Source organism: Agromyces sp. SYSU T00194 (genome assembly GCF_040496035.1).
GTDB classification, from domain to species: domain Bacteria; phylum Actinomycetota; class Actinomycetes; order Actinomycetales; family Microbacteriaceae; genus Agromyces; species Agromyces chitinivorans.
Genome location: NZ_JBEPJZ010000002.1, coordinates 65,863 through 83,738, shown reverse-complemented (window position 1 = coordinate 83,738; position 17,876 = coordinate 65,863). Strand labels below are relative to the sequence as shown.

The following is a 17,876-nucleotide window of genomic DNA, read 5'->3' as shown; positions in this document are numbered from 1 at the left end:
TCGGGTCAGCGTACCCGCTCTTCGGGGATGCCCTCGACCACCAGCGCCGCGAGCTCGCGCGCGGCCTCGCGGGTGATCGGGCGCAGCTGGTCCCAGTGCACGACGGATCCGGCGGCGAGCTGCGGGTCGTAGGGGATGCGCACGATCTCGCGCACGCGCGACTGGAAGTGCGCCTCGATCTCGTCGACCTTCACGAGGTGCGTGCCCTGCGTCGCCAGGTTGATCGCGACGACCGCGTTCTTCACCAGGTCGCCGAAGCCGTTGGACTCGAGCCAGGTGAGCGTCTCGGACGCGAGGCGCGCCTCGTCGACGCTGCCGCCCGAGACGACCACGATCGCATCGGCGCGCTGCAGCGTCGCCCGCATGACCGAGTGGACGATGCCGGTGCCGCAGTCGGTCAGCACCATGGAGTAGTACCGGGCGGCGAGGTTCGCGACCACGTTGTAGTCGTTGTCGTCGAACGCCTCGGACAGGTTCGGGTCGGTGTCGGACGCGAGGATGTCCAGGCGCGTGCCGTCGCGCGAGACGAAGCGCGAGAAGTCGGTGTAGCCGCCGATCGTCGACGCCTTGCCGACCACGTCGCGCACCGTCTCGCGGGTCTGCCGGTCGACGCGCTCCGCGAGCGTGCCGCGGTCGGGGTTCGCGTCGATCGCGATCACGCGGTCCTCGCGTGCGTTCGCGAGTGCCATGCCGAGCAGCGTCGTCACGGTGGTCTTGCCGACACCGCCCTTGCGCGTCAGCACCGGGACGAAGCGCGCACCGCCCTCGAACCGGCGCTGGATGCGCGCGTTCATCGCCTTGTGCGCGCGGACCTTCGCCGAGTCGCCGAGGTTGATGGTGTGGAACGACGCCTCGTAGAGGAAGCGGTGCAACCCGCCCTGCGGGGCCGGGCGGCCCGCGCGGTGCGTGTCGATGAGGCGGTCGGGCGTCAGCGACTCCGAGGTCTCGGGGAGGTTCACCGGGGTCGCGGGCTCGAGTTCTCCCGGCTCATCGGCGTCCTGGGCGGCCACCACCGCGCGGTCGCGCTCGCGCTCGCGCCGCTCGTCGGCGGCGAGCAGGGCACGGTACGGCGACGAGTCGCGGATGGCTGGCCGACCCGACCCGTCGATGGCCGCGAGCGGGATGGAGTGCGTCGGCGTGGCGCGTCCCTCGAGTTCTCCCGGGTTGACGGTCACGTCGTCGATCGCCACCGCGGCCTCGTCCTCGGGGACCTCGCGCACGGGCGCCGGCGGCAGGTCCACCTGGATCGTGAGCCGCTCGGGCAGGCGGGACGAGTGCGCCCCGGTGCGCGTCGACACGCCCGTGCGGTAGTCACCGCCGCTCCCCCCGCGGCCGGTCTCCTGTTCGCTCCGGTCGTCAGCCACCGCTCCCCCTCTCGTCACCGTGGTCTTCGGCTCAGCCTATCGTGGTCGCACGACGACGATGAGGTCGCCGGCCTCCACCTGCTGCGTGCGCGGCACGGCGAGGCGCTCGACGACGCCGGCGACCGGAGAGGTGATGCCGGCCTCCATCTTCATCGCCTCGATCGAAGCCACCGCCTGGCCCGGGGCCACCTCGGCCCCCTCCTCGACCTGCAGCGTCACCACGCCGGAGAACGGCGCGGCGATGTGGCCGGGCTGCGAGGCATCCGCCTTCTCCGCCGCACGCGTCTCCACGACCACGCTGCGGTCGCGCACGAACACCGGGCGCAGCTGGCCGTTGAGCGTGGTCATGACGGTGCGCATGCCCTTCTCGTCGACCTCGCCGATCGCCTCGAGGCCCGCGTACAGCCGCACGCCGCGCTCCATCTCGATCATGTGCTCGCTGCCGGGCTGGAGCCCGTACAGGTAGTCGAGCGTGTCGACGACGGACAGGTCGCCGAACAGCTCGCGGATCTGCTCGAACTGGCGCGTCGGCGCCGGGAAGAGCAGCTGGTTCAGCATGGCGCGCCGTTCGTCGCCGCCCGCGTCGAGCGCGGCACGCTCCTCGTCGGTGAGCTCCGCGACGCCGATGCGCACGTCGCGCCCGGCGAGCACCTTGCTCCGGAACGGCTCCGGCCATCCGCCGGGCAGGTCGCCCAGCTCGCCCGCCATGAAGCCGACCACCGAGTCGGGGATGTCGTAGCGCTCGGGGTTCGCCTCGAAGTCGGCCGGGTCGGCCTTCACCGCAGCCAGGTGCAGAGCGAGGTCGCCGACCACCTTCGACGAGGGCGTGACCTTCGGCACGCGGCCGAGGATCTCGTTCGCGGCCGCGTACATGTCCTCGATCAGCTCGAAGTCGTCGGCGAGGCCGAGCGCGATCGCCTGCTGGCGCAGGTTCGACAGCTGGCCGCCCGGGATCTCGTGCCGGTAGACGCGGCCGGTGGGTCCGGGCAGGCCGGACTCGAACGGCGAGTAGACGCGGCGCACCGCCTCCCAGTAGGGCTCGAGGTCGGAGATGGCCCGCAGCGAGATGCCGGTGTCGCGCTCGGTGTGGGCGAGCGCCGCCACGAGCGCGGAGGCGGAGGGCTGGCTGGTGGTGCCCGCCATGGGCGCGCTGGCCACGTCGACCGCGTCCGCGCCGGCGCGGCTCGCCGCGAGCAGCGTCGCGAGCTGGCCGCCCGCGGTGTCGTGCGTGTGCACGTGCACCGGCAGGTCGAACCGCTCCCGGAGTGCGCCGACGAGGCGCTCGGCCGCCGCCGGGCGGAGCAGGCCCGCCATGTCCTTGATGGCGAGCACGTGCGCGCCGGCCTCGACGATCTCGTCGGCCAGGCCGAGGTAGTAGTCGAGCGTGTACAGCGTCTCCGCCGGGTCGAGCAGGTCGGCCGTGTAGCAGAGCGCGACCTCGGCGACCGAGCTGCCCGTGGCGAGCACCGCGTCGATCGCGGGACGCATCTGGGAGACGTCGTTCAGGGCGTCGAAGATGCGGAAGATGTCGACGCCCGTCGCCGCGGCCTCGTGCACGAACGCGTCGGTGACCGCGGTCGGGTACGGCGTGTAGCCGACGGTGTTGCGACCTCGCAGGAGCATCTGGATGGCGACGTTCGGCAGCGCCTCGCGGAGCGCGGCCAGCCGCTCCCACGGGTCCTCGCCGAGGAACCGGAGCGCGACGTCGTAGGTGGCGCCGCCCCAGGCCTCGACGGAGAGCAGCTCCGGGGTCATGCGGGCGACGTAGGGCGCCACCGCCACCAGGTCCTTCGTGCGCACGCGCGTCGCGAGGAGCGACTGGTGCGCGTCGCGGAAGGTCGTCTCGGTGACCGCCAGCGCCGTCTGCGCCCGCAGCGCCGACGCGAACCCGGCCGGGCCGAGTTCGAGCAGCCGCTGGCGCGAACCGGCGACCGGCTCCTGCTGCAGGTCGATCTCCGGCAGCTTCTCCGCCGGGGCGACGAGGGTCGGCGCCGCGCCGTTCGGCTGGTTCACCGTGACGTCGGCGAGCCAGTTCATGATCTTGGTGCCGCGGTCCTTCGAGACGCGCCCGCGCAGCAGCTGCGGACGTTCGTCGATGAAGGAGGTGCTGAGGTCGCCCGCGACGAACGAGGGGTCGTCGAGCACCGCCTGGAGGAAGGGGATGTTCGTCGAGACGCCGCGGATGCGGAACTCGGCCAGCGCGCGCTTCGCGCGGGCGACGGCCGCCGGGTAGTCGCGCCCGCGGCAGCTCAGCTTCGCGAGCATCGAGTCGAAGTGGGGGCTGATCTGCGCCCCCGGGTTGATCGTGCCGCCGTCGAGGCGGATCCCGGCGCCGCCGGGCGAGCGGTAGGTCGTGATCTTGCCGGTGTCGGGCCGGAACCCGGCGGTCGGGTCCTCGGTCGTGATGCGGCACTGCAGGGCGGCGCCGCGCAGCCGGATGGAGTCCTGCGAGAGGCCGAGCTGGGCGAGGCGCTCCCCCGCGGCGATGCGCATCTGCGAGACCACGAGGTCGACGTCGGTGACCTCCTCGGTCACGGTGTGCTCGACCTGGATGCGCGGGTTCATCTCGATGAAGACGTGCTGGCCGGCGCGCTCGCCCGCCGTGTCGAGGAGGAACTCGACGGTGCCCGCGTTGACGTACCCGATCGACTTCGCGAACGCGATCGCGTCGGCGTAGAGCCGCTGGCGGATCTCGTCGGACAGGTTCGGTGCGGGCGCGATCTCGATGACCTTCTGGTGGCGGCGCTGCACGGAGCAGTCGCGCTCGAACAGGTGCACGGTCTCGCCGCCGGCATCCGCCAGCACCTGCACCTCGATGTGGCGGGGCCGCAGCACCGCCTGCTCGATGAACATCGTGGGATCGCCGAACGCGCTGTCGGCCTCGCGCATGGCCTCCTCGAGCGCCGCGCGGAGCTCCTCGGGCGCGTCGACCCGGCGCATGCCGCGGCCGCCGCCGCCGGCGACCGCCTTCGCGAAGACCGGGAAGCCGATCTGCTCGGCGCCCGCGACGAGCTCGTCGACGTCGCGCGACGGCGCGGTCGAGGCGAGCACGGGCACGCCCGCGGCGATCGCGTGCTCCTTGGCCGTGACCTTGTTGCCCGCCATCTCCAGCACCGAGCGGCCGGGGCCGATGAAGGTGATGCCGGCGTCCTCGGCGGCCTGCGCCAGCTCGGGGTTCTCGGAGAGGAACCCGTACCCCGGGTAGATGGCGTCGGCGCCCGATTCGACGGCGACGCGGATGATCTCGGACACGTCCAGGTACGCCCGGACCGGGTGCCCCGGCTCGCCGATCTGGTAGGCCTCGTCGGCCTTCAGGCGATGCAGGGAATTGCGATCCTCGTAGGGGAACACCGCGACGGTCTTGGCCCCGAGCTCGTACGCGGCCCGGAACGCCCGGATCGCGATCTCGCCACGGTTGGCCACCAAGATCTTCGTGAACATGCACGCCTTTCGACCGGGGTTCGCGACACAGCGAACGTTTAGGTTCTCGAGTGGTCCTAACGGTAACGTATCGCTCGTGCACGTACTCAGCGTCAGCTCCCTCAAGGGGGGCGTGGGAAAGACCACCGTCACGCTGGGCCTTGCCTCCGCCGCGTTCGCTCGCGGCGTGAGCACGCTGGTCGTCGACCTCGACCCGCAGTCGGATGTCTCGACCGGCATGGACATCCAGACGAGCGGCCACCTCAACGTCGCCGACGTGCTCGCCTCCCCCAAGGAGAAGATCGTCCGGTCGGCGATCGCGCCCAGCGGGTGGGCCAAGTCGAACCCCGCCTCGACCATCGACGTGATGATCGGCAGCCCGTCGGCGATCAACTTCGACGGACCGCATCCGTCGATCCGCGACATCTGGAAGCTCGAGGAGGCGCTCGCCAACGTCGAGCGCGACTACGACCTCGTGCTGATCGACTGCGCGCCGTCGCTCAACGCGCTCACGCGCACCGCCTGGGCGGCGAGCGACCGCGTCGGCGTGGTCACCGAGCCCGGGCTGTTCTCGGTGGCGGCCGCCGACCGCGCCCTGCGCGCGATCGAGGAGATCCGTCGCGGCCTCTCCCCCCGGCTGCAGCCACTCGGCATCATCGTCAACCGCACGCGCGTGCAGTCGCTCGAGCACCAGTTCCGCATCAAGGAGCTGCGCGACATGTTCGGGCCGCTCGTGCTCTCCCCGCAGCTGCCCGAGCGCACCTCGCTGCAGCAGGCCCAGGGCGCGGCGAAGCCGCTGCACATGTGGCCCGGCGAGAGCGCCGAGGAGATGGCCGCGCACTTCGACCAGCTGCTCGACCGCGTGCTGCGCACCGCGCGCATCGGCGACTACGCCGAACTGCCCCGCTAGGGCCGAACCGGCCGGATGCCCGGAGCGGCGTCCCCTGCGAGACATCCGCCCCGCACCACCGCCGACGACGGCGCGTGCGCCGCGCGCGTCAGGAGATGCGACGCTCGCGCGTCGCGCGCCGGACGGCGAGCTCGTCGAGCGGGTCGGCCGGGCTCGTGTCGAGGTCGACCAGCGTGGTCTCGACCTCGCGGAGCACCTTGCCGACGGCGATGCCGAAGACGCCCTGCCCGCGGCTGACGAGGTCGATGACCTCGTCGTCGGAGGTGCAGAGGTAGACGCTCGCGCCGTCGCTCATGAGCGTGGTCTGCGCCAGGTCGTGCACGCCCGCCTCGCGCAGCTGCTGCACGGCGGTGCGGATCTGCTGGAGCGAGATGCCGGTGTCGAGCAGTCGCTTGACCAGCTTCAGGACCAGGATGTCGCGGAAGCCGTAGAGGCGCTGGGTGCCCGACCCCGAGGCGCCGCGCACGGTCGGCTGGACCAGCTCGGTGCGGGCCCAGTAGTCGAGTTGGCGGTAGCTGATGCCGGCCGCCCGGGCCGCCACGGCTCCGCGGTAGCCGCCGTCGTCCTCGAGCTCCGGCATGCCGTCGGTGAAGAGCAGTCCGAGATCGTACCGCGCCTCGTCGCCCCGGCTGAGTTCGCTCATACGACCGCCCCTCGTTCCTCTGCCGCACGCCGCTCGGGCGCACGCCCAACGCTACCCATCGCGTGGGGGTCGATCAATCACATCGGACCGAACGTCTCGGCGTGTCGCGCCGATCACCGGTACTGCCGTGCGATGGCCGAGCGGATGAGGCTCGAGCGCACCGATTCGAGGTGCCCGGCGATCTCCAGCGCACGCTCGGAGGCGCCCGCGCGGCTCGATGCGGCGCCACGGCGGCTGATCGGCTCGACCGCGTTCTGGATCAGCACGGTCTCGCGCTCCGCCGCGGAGCGCAGGCCCCGGAGGTGGCGCGGCTCGATGCCCACGGTGCACAGCTCGGCCAGCGAGCGCAGGACGGCGAGCGCGTCCTCGCCGTACGTGGAGGACGCCGGCAGCAGCGACGCGGCGACCGCCTCGTCGAGCAGCGCCGGCGTCGCCTCGGCCTCGCGGATCAGCTCGTCGCGTCCGAGGCGACGGGAGCGGTCGAGGATGCTGGGAAGCCCGTCGGGCACCGGCAGCGTCGGCTCGCGCCCGGCGTCACGGTCGTCCAGGTAGCCGCGGATGACCTTGAGCGGCAGGTAGTGGTCGCGCTGCATCGACAGGATGAGCGTGATGCGCTCGATGTCGTCCGCGCAGAACTTCCGGTACCCGGACTCCGACCTCGCGGGCGTGATGAGTCCCTGCTCCTCGAGGAAGCGCAGCTTCGACGGGGTGAGCTCGGGGAACTCCGGCGTCAGGCGCGAGAGCACCTGGCCGATGCCCAGCAGGGCGTCGCCGTCCGTGCGAGTGGATGCGGCCGCCCGCGCCACTACCGACTCGCCACGGGCGCCAGGTCGAGTCGCGATGCGTAGAAGGTGAGCCGGTACTTGCCGACCTGCACCTCGGCGCCGTCGCTCAGGAGCGCGGTCTCGATGCGCACGCCGTCGAAGTAGGTCCCGTTCAGGGAACCGAGGTCCTTCACCTCGAACGCGGTGCGGTGGCGGAGGAACTCCGCGTGCTTGCGGGAGACCGTCACGTCGTCGAGGAAGATGTCCGCGTCGGGGTGGCGCCCGACCGTGGTGACGTCGGCGTCGAGGAGGAAGCGCGCCCCGGCGTTCGGGCCGCGTCGCACGATGAGCAGCGCGGAGCCGGACGGCAGCGCCGCGATCGCCTCCTGCTCCTCGGCGGAGACGTCTGCGTCGACCTGCGTGAGCTGCGCGGCCGCCTCTCGACTGAATCCGATGGTCGAGTCGACCGCTTCGCGTCCCGTCGCACCGGCGTCGTCGGACGTCGGGGTACCGGACTCGGTCATGTCACTGTCGGCCACGTCTAACCTCCCTGGTCTTCCAGCGTATCGGATCCGGAGACGTCGGACACCCGCGGGATGCGGATCACCCTGGCCGTCTCGATCGCGTAGATCACGCCCGCCCACCAGTACAGGAACGCGCCCCAGAGCGTGATGGCCCAGCCGACCGGGGCGCTCACTGCATTCACCGCGGGGAATGCGATGCCCAGCAGGATCACCGGGAGCCCGAAGAAGAGGGCGAAGGTGGCCACCTTGCCGAGCATGTGCACGGGGAGCGGGCCGTAGCCGTGGTTCGCCAGCACGATGCCGAGCACCACGATGCAGAGGTCACGGGCGACGATCACGGCCACGATCCACCACGGCACGAGGTCGCGGAAGGCCAGCCCGAGCAGGGCCGCGAAGATGTACAGCCGGTCGGCCGCCGGATCGAGCAGCTGCCCCAGGCGCGTCACCTGCCCCAGTCGCCGGGCGAGGTAGCCGTCGAGCAGGTCCGTCAGGCTGGCCACGACGAGCACGACCAGCGCCGCGACGTCCATTCCGACGACGATCAGCACGAGGAACACCGGCACGAGGGCCAGCCGGAGCATGCTCAGCACGTTCGGAATCGTCCAGACGCGTGACGCGTCCGTTCGGTCGCCCTCCCCAGCCACGGCCCGAGTCTATCCATGCGGGGCCGCGCGGATGCGACGGGGCGGACGCGCGCCGGGAGATCAGCGCGCGTCGCGCAGGAGACGGTCGCGAAGACCCGGCCAGGCGGTCGCGAAGGCGGGGTGCAGGGGCAGGGCCTCCACGCTGCCGAGCGCGACCCACGCCAGCTCGAGGCTCTCGGTGTCGCTGATCACGGGGTCGACGCGGCCGATCGCGTCGGCGACGACCGTCGTGTACGACCAGAACCCGAGGTCGACGACCGAGGTGAACCGCACCGCGACCGACTCGGCGGGCACGCCCGCCTCCTCCGCGGCCTCGCGCACGGCGGCATCGACGGGGCCCTCCCCCTCGTGGCGCGCTCCGCCGGGGATGCCCCAGGTGCCGCCGTGGTGGCTCCACTCGGCACGGTGCTGGAGCAGCACGCCGCGTCCGCGGTCGTGCAGCAGCAGGCCCGCGGCACCGTAGCGCCCCCAGAACCGGGCGCCGTCCGGTCCGTACACCCAGGCGTCCCCACTGCGTCCGTCCACGCTCCCAGCTTGGCGCATTCAGGCGTCGTCGGCCCCATCGGCCCGGCGCGCGACCCGCGGGCGTTCGACCAGCGAGGTGTCGTAGAGGTCGGACATGCGGTCGAGGAAGCCGGCGACGACGCGCTGCTCCGCGGGCCCGAGTTCGCTCGCCACGGCGAGCATCTCCCGGTGCATCCGCCCCAGCGTCTCGCGGATGCGCACGTGCGCTCCCGCCTTGGTGCGGATGAGCTGCACCCGCCGGTCGACCGGGTGCGGGCGCCTCGACAGGTAGCCGGTGCGCACGAGCCTCCCGACGAGCTTGGTCGTCGCGGCGGTGCTCACGTCGAGCGCGCGGGCCAGCTCGGCACTCGACAGGTCGCGGTGCTCCTGCTCGGCCCGGATCACGATGCGCAGCGCACGCAGGTCGGTCTCGTTCATGTCCATGTCGTCACGCGTGCGGCGCTGCATACCGTTCTCGGCATCGCGATAGCGCCGGAGCGCGCGGAGGACCTCGAGGCCCCCTGCCTCGAGGTCATGAGCGGGCTCGTACCAGTACGAGTCCCCTTCCGCTCCGGGTGTTCCCTGCGTCACGATGGACATGCTAGCGTGAATATCGCTAACTCGGTTAGCGATAATTCGAACGGGAGGCCAGGACCCATGACGCTCCACGACACGGTCGACGACGAGGTGGTGCTCCTGGACGAGGCCGGGGAACCGATCGGCACCGCCCTCAAGTCCGCCGCACACGGGCCCGACACCGCCCTGCACCTGGCCTTCTCCTGCCACGTGCGCAACCCCATCGGCGAGGTGCTCGTCACGCGCCGCGCGGTGTCGAAGGCCACCTGGCCCGGGGTCTGGACGAACTCGTTCTGCGGCCACCCCAAGCCCTCCGAGCCGCTGCTCTCGGCCGTGCGCCGGCGCGCCGAGTTCGAACTCGGCCTCGAGCTCTCCTCGATCGAGCTCGCGCTCCCCCTCTTCCGGTACCGCGCGGTCGACGCCTCGGGCACGGTCGAGAACGAGATCTGCCCGGTCTACCTGGCCACGACCGACGGCGAGCCCGACCCGAATCCGCGCGAGGTCGAGGAGTACCGCTGGGTGGATCCCGCCGAGCTCGCCGCCGGCGTCGCGGCGGCCCCCTGGGCGTTCAGCCCCTGGCTCGTCATGCAGGCCCGAGAACTGGACCTCTACCGTGCCTGACCCGACGCTTCCGACGGACCCGCTCGAAGCCGACCTGCGCGGCTTCTTCGCCGAGTCCCGCTCCCGCGCCGAGCGGCTCGGGCCCCACTACCGGGCGCTGTGGGACGCCTTGGAGCAGGCCTCCGCGGGCGGCAAGCGCATCCGGCCCCGCCTCGTGCAGCTGGCGCACGACGGACTCGGCGGCACCGAGCGCATCGCCGTGCGCCGCGTCGGCCTGGCCTTCGAGCTCCTGCACACGGCGTTCGTCATCCACGACGACGTGATCGACGGCGACCTCACCCGTCGTGGCGCACCGAACGTCGCCGGCGCGTTCCGCGACCGCGCACGCGCACACGGCGCCGACGACGCACGCGCCGCACTCTGGGGCGAGACGGCCGCGCTGCTCGCCGGCGACCTCGCGCTCGCGGCCGCCCATCGGCTGATCGCGGAGATCGAGCTCGCGCCCGACCGCCGCACGCGCGTGCTCGACCTGCTCGACCACGCCGTGTTCGTCTCCGCCGCGGGCGAGCTCGCCGATGTGACGAACGCCGAGGCCGAGCAGCTCTCCATCGACGACGTCGTCGCCACGCTCGAGCAGAAGACCGCGGTGTACACGTTCCAGGCGCCCCTCCAGGCCGGCGCGGTGCTCGCGGGCGCCGACGAGGCCGCCGTCGCGGCGCTCGGGCGGTTCGGCCGGCTCGCCGGCATCGCCTTCCAGCTCGCCGACGACGTGCTCGGCGTGTTCGGCGACGAGCAGGCGACCGGCAAGAGCACGCTCAGCGACCTGCGCGAGGGCAAGCAGACGACGCTCATCGCCCACGCCACGACGACGGGAGAATGGCCGGTCATCTCCCCGCTCGTCGGCAAGGCCGACCTCGACGAGGACGAGGCAGCGTCGGTACGGAGCGCGCTCGTGCAGGCGGGCTCGCTCGACCAGACCAACCGGATCGCGCGCGAGCACGTCACGCTCGCGCTGCACGAGCTCGACTCCGCCCCCGTCCCGGCCGCCCTGCGCGACGAACTCGCCGGCCTCGCGCGCACCGCGGTGGAGCGCATCCGATGACGCGCGAGCACGCCACGACGACGACCTCGCTCACCCGGTACGACGCGACCGCGGAGGCGAGCGCCTCGGTCGTGATCGGCCGGTACTCCACCTCGTTCGGCGCGGCCGCGCGGCTGCTCGAGCCCACGTGCCGCCGTCGCATCCGGGTCGTCTACGCACTCGTGCGCATCGCCGACGAGGTCGTCGACGGCTCCGCGGCCGAGGCGGGCCTGTCCGTCGATGAGCAGCGCGCGGCGCTCGACGCGCTCGAGGAGGACACCGAGCGGGCGATGCGCACCGGGTACAGCACCAACGTCATCGTGCACGCCTTCGCGCGCACGGCGCGCGCCACCGGCATCGACGCCACGCTCACCCGGCCGTTCTTCGCCTCGATGCGACGCGACCTGGACCCGTCGCCGTTCACGGCGGACGAGGTCGCGACCTACATCCACGGCTCCGCCGAGGTCGTGGGGCTGATGTGCCTGCGCGCCTTCCTCGCCGGGGAGCAGGTGGCGCCGGACCGGCTCGCGCGCCTGGAGGACGGCGCGATCCACCTCGGCGCGGCGTTCCAGAAGGTCAACTTCCTGCGCGACCTCGCCGCCGACTGGCGCGACCTCGGGCGCAACTACTTCCCGTGGGTCGACCCCGACGCGTTCACCGAGGCCGAGAAGGACGCCATCCTGGACGACATCGACGCCGACCTCGCGATCTCCGGGCGCGCGGTGGCCGAGCTGCCGCCCCGGGCGCGCTCGGCGGTCGCGGCCGCCCAGGAGCTGTTCGCGCGCCTGGCGACCCGGCTGCGCGCCACCCCCGCCGACGAGCTCCTGCGGGCGCGCGTGCGCGTGCCCGACGCCGAGAAGCTCGCCATCGCGGTGCGCGCCGCCGTGACCCGGGGAGGGGTGCGATGAGCCCGCGGCGGGTCGTCGTCATCGGCGGCGGGATCGCCGGGCTCGCGGTCGCCGCCCTGCTCGCGCGCGACGGGCACGAGGTCGAGCTGCTCGAGGCGCGCGACGAGGTCGGCGGTCGCGCGGGTTCCTGGCAGCGCGACGGGTTCCGGTTCGACACGGGGCCGTCGTGGTACCTGATGCCCGAGGTGTTCGAGCACTTCTTCCGCCTGTTCGGCGAGTCGGTCGGCAACCGCCTCGACCTCGCCCGGCTCGACCCGGGCTACCGCGTCTTCGCCGACGGCTACGAGGGGCCGCTCGACATCGCCGCCGACCGCGCGGGCAACGTCGCCCTGTTCGAGTCGGTCGAGCCCGGCGCGGGCGCAGCGCTGGAGCGCTACCTCGACTCCGCGCGCGACACGTACGAGCTCGCGCTCGAGCGGTTCCTCTACACGAACTTCGACTCGCTCGGCCCGTTCGCCGACCGTGCCGTGCTCGCGCGCACCCCGGCGCTCGCGACGCTCCTCACCCGATCGCTCGACGCCCACGCGTCGCGCGCCGTCTCCGACCGGCGCCTGCGCCAGGTGCTCGGGTACCCGGCGGTGTTCCTCGGCGGGTCGCCGTACGAGGTGCCCGCGATGTACCACCTGATGAGCCACCTCGACCTCGAGCAGGGCGTGCAGTACCCGATGGGCGGGTTCCGGGCCCTGATCGACGCGGTCGCGGACGTCGCCCGGCGTGCGGGCGTGCGCATCCGCACCGGCGCGCCCGCCACCGCGATCGTGGTCGACGCGGAGGGCGCGGCCCGGGGCGTGACGGTGACGGATGCCTCGGGCGCGCCCGAGACGGTCGACGCCGACCTCGTCGTCTCGGCCGCCGACCTGCACCACACCGAGACCGAACTCGTCCCGGAGCGGTACCGCTCGCTGCCCGAGTCGTCGTGGCGCAGGCGCGACCCCGGACCGGGCGCGATCCTCGCCCTCCTCGGCGTGCGCGGCGAACTGCCGGGGCTGACCCACCACAACCTCGTCTTCACCGACGACTGGCCCGCGAACTTCGCCGCGGTGTTCGGCGACGCGCCGCACGTGCCGGATCCGGCGTCGTTCTACGCGTGCATGCCGAGTGCGACGGACGCCTCGGTCGCGCCGGCGGGCGACTCGAACGTCTTCGTGCTCATCCCGGTGCCGGCCGACCCCGAACTCGGGCACGGCGGCGTGGACGGCGCGGGCGCGCCCGCGGTCGAGGCGGCCGCGGACCGCGCGATCGCACGCCTCGCCGAGGCCGCGGGCGCCCCCGACCTCGCCGACCGCATCGTCGTGCGGCGCACCATCTCCCCCGCCGACTTCGAGGCCGACCTGCACGCCTGGCGCGGCGGTGCGCTCGGCCCCGGCCACGTGCTCAGACAGAGCGCGATGTTCCGCGGTTCGACGAAGTCGCGCAGGGTGCGCGGGCTGTACTACGCCGGCGGCACCACGGTGCCGGGTGTCGGGCTGCCGATGTGCCTGATCAGCGCCGAGCTCGTCGCGAAGCGGCTGCGGGGCGACCGCAGCGCGTCGCCGCTGCCGGAGCCCGCGGCGGAGCACGTGTGACCGGGCTCGCCTACCTCGGCGCCCTCCTCGTGTCGATGGCGGCGATGTGCGCGATCGACGCGCGATTCCGCCTGGTGTTCTGGGCGGAGCCGTGGCGTGCCGCCGTGGTCGTCGCGATCGGGGTCGCGGCGTTCCTGGCGTGGGACGTCGCCGGGATCGGCCTCGGGGTGTTCTTCCGCGGCGAGACCGCGTTCATGACGGGCATCCTGATCGCCCCCGAGCTGCCGGTCGAGGAAGTGCTCTTCCTGACCTTCCTCTGCCACCTCACCCTGGTGGCGGTGCGCGGCGCCGCGCGCGTGCTCGATCGGGTCGGGAGCGCGTCGTGACCTACCTGCTCCTGTGCATCCCCTTCCTGGCGGTCGCGGCGGGCCTCGCGACCTGGGCGCTCGTGCGCACCGCCCCCGGGCGACGCGGTCGCGCCCTCGCGGCCGTCGGCATCGCCGCGATCGTGCTGCTCGCGCTCACCGCCGTCTTCGACTCGATCATGATCGGCGTCGGCCTCGTGGCCTATGATCCGGAACTGCGCTCGGGCGTCACGATCGGACTCGCGCCGATCGAGGACTTCGCGTACACGGCGGCCGCCGTCCTGGCGCTGCCCGCGCTGTGGGTGCTCCTCCCGCGGCGCCGCCGACCACGACGGGAGACCACATGACGACGACCGGCTCGATGCCGCTCGCGACGCGCCTGTTCGTGGCATCCCGCCCCGTGAGCTGGGTGAACACCGCGTTCCCGTTCGCGGCCGCGTACGTGCTGACCACGGGGCGCGTGGATGCGCTGCTCGTCGTGGGCACCCTCTTCTTCCTGGTGCCGTACAACCTGCTCATGTACGGCGTGAACGACGTGTTCGACTACGAGTCCGACCTGCGCAACCCGCGCAAGGGCGGCGCCGAGGGCGCGCTGCTGCCGCCGTCGACGCATCGCGCGGTGCTCACCTGGTGCGCGGTGCTGACGGTGCCCTTCGTCGTGGCCATGGTGGTGCTGGGGGGCACGGATGCGCCGTGGTCGTGGCTCGTGCTCGCGGTGAGCCTGTTCGCGGTGCTGGCGTACTCGATGCCGCCGTTGCGCTTCAAGGAGCGGCCGGTGCTCGACTCGATCACGTCGAGCACGCACTTCACGAGCCCCGCGGTGTACGGGCTGGCCGTGGCGGGCGCCGTGTTCACCCCGCAGCTGCTCGCGCTGCTCGCCGCGTTCTTCCTGTGGGGCATGGCGAGCCACGCGTTCGGCGCAGTGCAGGACGTCACGCCCGACCGGGAGGCGGACATCGCCTCGATCGCGACGGTCTTCGGCGCGCGGGCGACGGTGCGCATCGCCATCGGGATGTGGCTGGCCGCCGGGCTGCTCATGCTGCTCACGGAGTGGCCGGGTCCGCTCGCGGCGATCCTCGCACTGCCCTACGTGCTCGCCGCGTGGCCCTACCGATCGGTGGCCGACGCCGACTCCGGGCGCTCGAACCGGGGCTGGCGGATGTTCCTCTGGCTGAACTACTGGAGCGGGTTCGCCGTGACCATGCTGCTCATCGCCTGGTCGTTCCTGCGCGCGTAGGCTGTCGCCATGCCCGATGCCGCGAGCGTCCGCGTCGACGCGTTCCTCTGGGCGGTGCGCCAGTACAAGACCCGTTCCGAGGCGACGGCGGCGTGCCGAGCGGGCCACGTGCGCGTGAACGGGGAGCGCGCGAAGGCGGCGCAGCCGGTGCGACCGGGCGACGAGCTGCGCGTGCGCGTGCGCGGGTTCGACCGCACGCTCGTCGTGCGCCGCCCGATCACGAAGCGCGTCGGGGCATCGGTCGCCGCCGAGGCGGTGACCGATCTCACTCCCCCGCCGCCGCCGCGCGAGGCGGTGGCCCAGGTGCCCGTGCGCGACCGCGGCGCGGGCCGGCCGACCAAGCGCGAGCGGCGCGACCTCGACCGGCTGCGCGGGCGCTGAGGCGGCCGTCGTCGGTTCGCCCCGTGCGGCGCACGCGTGCGAGACTGCCGACATGGCGACGACGCGCATCCTGTTCATCGGCGGCACCGGCGTGATCAGCTCGGCGGTGGTCGCACGCAGCCTCGCGTTGGGCCACGACGTGGCCGTGCTGAACCGCGGCACGACGTCGTTGCGACCGGTGCCCGACGGCGTCGAGACGCTGCAGGCCGACGTGCGCGACCCGGCGGCGGTCGAGGCCGCGATCGGCACGCGCGAGTTCGACGTGGTCGCGGACTTCCTCGCGTTCACGCCCGAGCACGTCGCCGCCGACGTCGCCCGGTTCGAAGGCCGGGTCGGCCAGTACCTCTTCATCAGCTCGGCCTCGGCGTACCAGACGCCCCCGCAGCGGCTCCCCGTCACCGAGTCGACGCCGCTGCGCAACCCCTTCTGGCAGTACTCGCGCGACAAGATCGCCTGCGAGGACCTGCTCGTGCACGCCTACCGCGACCGCGGCTTCCCGGCGACGATCGTGCGCCCGTCGCACACCTACGACCGCACGATGCTGCCCACCACGGGTCACTGGACCGACATCGCCCGCATGCGCGCCGGCAAGCCGGTCGTGGTGCACGGCGACGGCACGAGCCTCTGGACCATCACGCACGCGCGCGACGTCGCGGTCGGCATCGCCGGGCTGCTCGGTCACCACGCCGCGATCGGCGAGGCGTTCCACGCGACCGGCGGCGAGGCGCCCACCTGGGACCAGATCTACGGCTGGCTCGCGGACGCCGCGGGCGTCGAGCCGCGACTGGTGCACGTGGCGTCGGAGACGATCGCCCGGGAGCATCCGCCCGCCGGCCCCGGGCTCCTGGGCGACAAGGCGCACTCGATGGTGTTCGACAACGCGAAGCTGCGCGCCCTGGTCCCGGGGTTCGGCACCACGGTGCGCTACCAGGAGGGCGCACGCGAGGTCGTCGCGTTCCACGACGCGCATCCGGAGCTGCAGCGCGTGGACCGCGAGCTCGACGCCGCGTTCGACCGCCTGGTCGCCCACGCGGACGCGGCGGGGCGCTGAACGGCCCCGTCGGTCCGCGATCGACGTAGGGTGGACGGGTGGAACGCGAATTCGCCTGGGAGCCCGACGCCGAGCGCTACACCCTGCGCATCGACGGCCGCCTCGCGAGCGTGATCGACACGCACCGCCTCGGCGACGCCATCTCGTTCTCGCGGGTCTTCACCTCGCCGCCGTTCCGCGGCAACGGGCACGCCGCCGAGATCGTCGCGTGGGCGGTCGACCACGTCGAGTCCGAGACCGACCTGCGCATCGTGCCGACGTGCTGGTACGCGGCGTCCTGGTTCGACCGCAACCCGGAGCGCAGCGGCCTACTCGCCCGCCGCGCCGGCTGACCCGGAGTCCGGCCGCGCGGCGGACCGGCTCGCGCCGTGGGCGGCCGACCCGACCAGCCGGTGTACGAAGCCGAGCTTGCCGACCACCCGCTCCGGGATCACGAACGGGTAGAGGTCGCGCTTGCCGAGCGACCGGTTGACCTGGTTCAGCGCGAGTGCGAGCGGCTGCCAGTCGGCGAGGATGCCCCGCATCGTGGCATCCGCCGGCGCGATCGACGGATGCGACACCAGGTCGGACGCCTCCGGGAACTGCGCACCCGGACCCGCCATCGCCAGGCCGAAGGCGGCGGCCGACTGCAGCGTGTCGGTGATGTGGAGGTAGTGCGCGAAGGTCTCGGCGAAGTCCTCCCACGGGTGCGTCGTCGCGTAGCGCGAGATGTAGTCGGCGCCCCAGTCGTCGCGTCCGCCGGCGCTGTAGTGCGTGTCGAGCGCCTGGCCGTAGTCGACGCGCTCGTCGCCGAACTCGCGTCGGAACGCCTCCAGCTCGGTGCCGGATGCCGCGACGAGCACCTGCCAGTAGTAGTGGCCGATCTCGTGCCGGAAGTGGCCGAGCATCGTGCGGTACGCCTCGCCGAGCTCGATGCGCAGCGCCTCGCGGTGGGAGTCCTGCGCCTCGGACAGGTCGATCGTGATCACGCCGTTGAGGTGCCCGATCATCACCTGCCGGTCGTCGGTGGAGGCGTCGAGGTCGAACGCGAGCCCGCCGTCGGGCTGCTCGCGGTGACTGGTGATCGGCAGCCCGAGCTCGTCGAGCTGGAACAGCAGCCAGCGCTTGGCGTGGGTCGTGTCGACGAGCCAGCCGAAGCGCTCCGCGTCGTCCTCCCCCGGCTGGTGCCGGGTGAGCAGGCACGAGAAGCACTCGGCGCGCTCGTCGGCGTCGACGGCCAGCCAGTTGCATCCCCAGGTCTCGTTGCGGCACCTGCGCCAGGCACCCGCATCGTCGCGGAAGGTGCCGTCGTCGGCGAGCAGGACCATCTCGCGGCGGTGCCGCGCGTAGGCGAGGTCGGCCCCGCACTCGAGGCAGCCCAGGCTGTCGAAGTAGACGATGTGACCGCAGCGCGGGCACGCGAAGATGCGCACGCCTCACGGTACCGCGCCGCGGGCGG

Annotated in this window: 20 protein-coding genes; 11 read left to right on the top strand and 9 right to left on the bottom strand. The window is 72.8% G+C overall.

The features are described 5' to 3' along the window. Window positions 1-5: 5 nt before the first annotated feature. Complete coding sequence (locus ABZK10_RS13160; protein ID WP_353809752.1) at window positions 6-1,364, bottom strand: MinD/ParA family ATP-binding protein; 1,359 nt, start codon at window positions 1,362-1,364, stop codon at window positions 6-8. A gap of 36 nt (window positions 1,365-1,400) precedes the next feature. Continuing rightward, a complete protein-coding gene (locus ABZK10_RS13155) occupies window positions 1,401-4,805 on the bottom strand; it encodes a pyruvate carboxylase (RefSeq protein WP_353809751.1) in 3,405 nt (1,134 codons plus the stop codon). Window positions 4,806-4,881: 76 nt separating this feature from the next. Between ABZK10_RS13155 and ABZK10_RS13150 the strand changes: the two genes are divergently transcribed. After that, on the top strand, window positions 4,882-5,694 hold the full coding sequence (locus ABZK10_RS13150; RefSeq protein ID WP_353809750.1) for a ParA family protein: 813 nt from the start codon (window positions 4,882-4,884) through the stop codon (window positions 5,692-5,694). A gap of 88 nt (window positions 5,695-5,782) precedes the next feature. Here the strand turns inward: ABZK10_RS13150 and ABZK10_RS13145 are convergent, their stop codons facing one another. The 6 genes from ABZK10_RS13145 to ABZK10_RS13120 all read right to left on the bottom strand — a co-directional run bounded on the left by ABZK10_RS13145 (window position 5,783) and on the right by ABZK10_RS13120 (window position 9,364). Next, a complete protein-coding gene (locus ABZK10_RS13145) occupies window positions 5,783-6,337 on the bottom strand; it encodes a MerR family transcriptional regulator (protein WP_353809749.1) in 555 nt (184 codons plus the stop codon). A gap of 113 nt (window positions 6,338-6,450) precedes the next feature. Beyond that, on the bottom strand, window positions 6,451-7,143 hold the full coding sequence (ftsR, locus tag ABZK10_RS13140) for a transcriptional regulator FtsR (RefSeq protein WP_353809748.1): 693 nt from the start codon (window positions 7,141-7,143) through the stop codon (window positions 6,451-6,453). Then, a complete protein-coding gene (locus ABZK10_RS13135; RefSeq protein WP_353810543.1) occupies window positions 7,143-7,625 on the bottom strand; it encodes an FHA domain-containing protein in 483 nt (160 codons plus the stop codon). Before ABZK10_RS13135 ends, ftsR begins: the two co-directional genes overlap by 1 nt. 17 nt (window positions 7,626-7,642) lie before the next feature. Continuing rightward, entirely contained in the window at window positions 7,643-8,269 is a 627-nt protein-coding gene (locus ABZK10_RS13130; protein WP_353809747.1) for a CDP-alcohol phosphatidyltransferase family protein, read from the bottom strand. Window positions 8,270-8,329: 60 nt separating this feature from the next. Then, window positions 8,330-8,794 carry an NUDIX domain-containing protein gene (locus tag ABZK10_RS13125; protein ID WP_353809746.1) on the bottom strand — a complete coding sequence of 155 codons (465 nt, stop codon included), beginning with the start codon at window positions 8,792-8,794 and terminating at the stop codon, window positions 8,330-8,332. Between the two features lie 18 nt (window positions 8,795-8,812). Next, on the bottom strand, window positions 8,813-9,364 hold the full coding sequence (locus ABZK10_RS13120; RefSeq protein WP_353809745.1) for a MarR family winged helix-turn-helix transcriptional regulator: 552 nt from the start codon (window positions 9,362-9,364) through the stop codon (window positions 8,813-8,815). Between the two features lie 66 nt (window positions 9,365-9,430). On the opposite strand from ABZK10_RS13120, the gene idi reads away from it, so the two are divergent. The 10 genes from idi to ABZK10_RS13070 are packed head-to-tail and all read left to right on the top strand — an operon-like array spanning window position 9,431 to window position 16,770. Continuing rightward, a complete protein-coding gene (gene idi, locus ABZK10_RS13115) occupies window positions 9,431-9,970 on the top strand; it encodes an isopentenyl-diphosphate Delta-isomerase (protein WP_353809744.1) in 540 nt (179 codons plus the stop codon). After that, window positions 9,963-11,012 (top strand): polyprenyl synthetase family protein, encoded by a 1,050-nt coding sequence (locus ABZK10_RS13110; RefSeq protein WP_353809743.1) that lies wholly within the window; start codon window positions 9,963-9,965, stop codon window positions 11,010-11,012. Before idi ends, ABZK10_RS13110 begins: the two co-directional genes overlap by 8 nt. After that, the gene (locus ABZK10_RS13105; protein WP_353809742.1) at window positions 11,009-11,899 is read left to right on the top strand and encodes a phytoene/squalene synthase family protein; all 891 of its coding nucleotides are present in this window, start codon (window positions 11,009-11,011) and stop codon (window positions 11,897-11,899) included. The genes ABZK10_RS13110 and ABZK10_RS13105 overlap by 4 nt, the downstream gene beginning before the upstream one ends. Further along, window positions 11,896-13,464 carry a phytoene desaturase family protein gene (gene crtI / locus ABZK10_RS13100; protein WP_353809741.1) on the top strand — a complete coding sequence of 523 codons (1,569 nt, stop codon included), beginning with the start codon at window positions 11,896-11,898 and terminating at the stop codon, window positions 13,462-13,464. The genes ABZK10_RS13105 and crtI overlap by 4 nt, the downstream gene beginning before the upstream one ends. Further along, window positions 13,461-13,790: a lycopene cyclase domain-containing protein gene (locus ABZK10_RS13095; protein WP_353809740.1), complete on the top strand. Its 330-nt coding sequence runs from the start codon at window positions 13,461-13,463 to the stop codon at window positions 13,788-13,790. The genes crtI and ABZK10_RS13095 overlap by 4 nt, the downstream gene beginning before the upstream one ends. Then, window positions 13,787-14,116, top strand: coding sequence for a lycopene cyclase domain-containing protein (locus ABZK10_RS13090; protein ID WP_353809739.1), 330 nt, complete (start codon window positions 13,787-13,789; stop codon window positions 14,114-14,116). Before ABZK10_RS13095 ends, ABZK10_RS13090 begins: the two co-directional genes overlap by 4 nt. Beyond that, window positions 14,113-15,006: a prenyltransferase gene (locus tag ABZK10_RS13085; protein ID WP_353809738.1), complete on the top strand. Its 894-nt coding sequence runs from the start codon at window positions 14,113-14,115 to the stop codon at window positions 15,004-15,006. Before ABZK10_RS13090 ends, ABZK10_RS13085 begins: the two co-directional genes overlap by 4 nt. A gap of 9 nt (window positions 15,007-15,015) precedes the next feature. Further along, window positions 15,016-15,387, top strand: a complete 372-nt coding sequence (locus ABZK10_RS13080; RefSeq protein WP_353809737.1) for an RNA-binding S4 domain-containing protein — start codon at window positions 15,016-15,018, stop codon at window positions 15,385-15,387. Between the two features lie 52 nt (window positions 15,388-15,439). Then, a complete protein-coding gene (locus ABZK10_RS13075) occupies window positions 15,440-16,438 on the top strand; it encodes an SDR family oxidoreductase (RefSeq protein WP_353809736.1) in 999 nt (332 codons plus the stop codon). Between the two features lie 38 nt (window positions 16,439-16,476). Next, entirely contained in the window at window positions 16,477-16,770 is a 294-nt protein-coding gene (locus ABZK10_RS13070) for a GNAT family N-acetyltransferase (protein ID WP_353809734.1), read from the top strand. On the opposite strand, the gene ABZK10_RS13065 is transcribed toward ABZK10_RS13070, so the two are convergent. Next, entirely contained in the window at window positions 16,747-17,850 is a 1,104-nt protein-coding gene (locus tag ABZK10_RS13065) for a zinc-binding metallopeptidase family protein (protein WP_353809733.1), read from the bottom strand. The two genes, ABZK10_RS13070 and ABZK10_RS13065, sit on opposite strands and share 24 nt — an antisense overlap. Window positions 17,851-17,876: the final 26 nt, after the last annotated feature.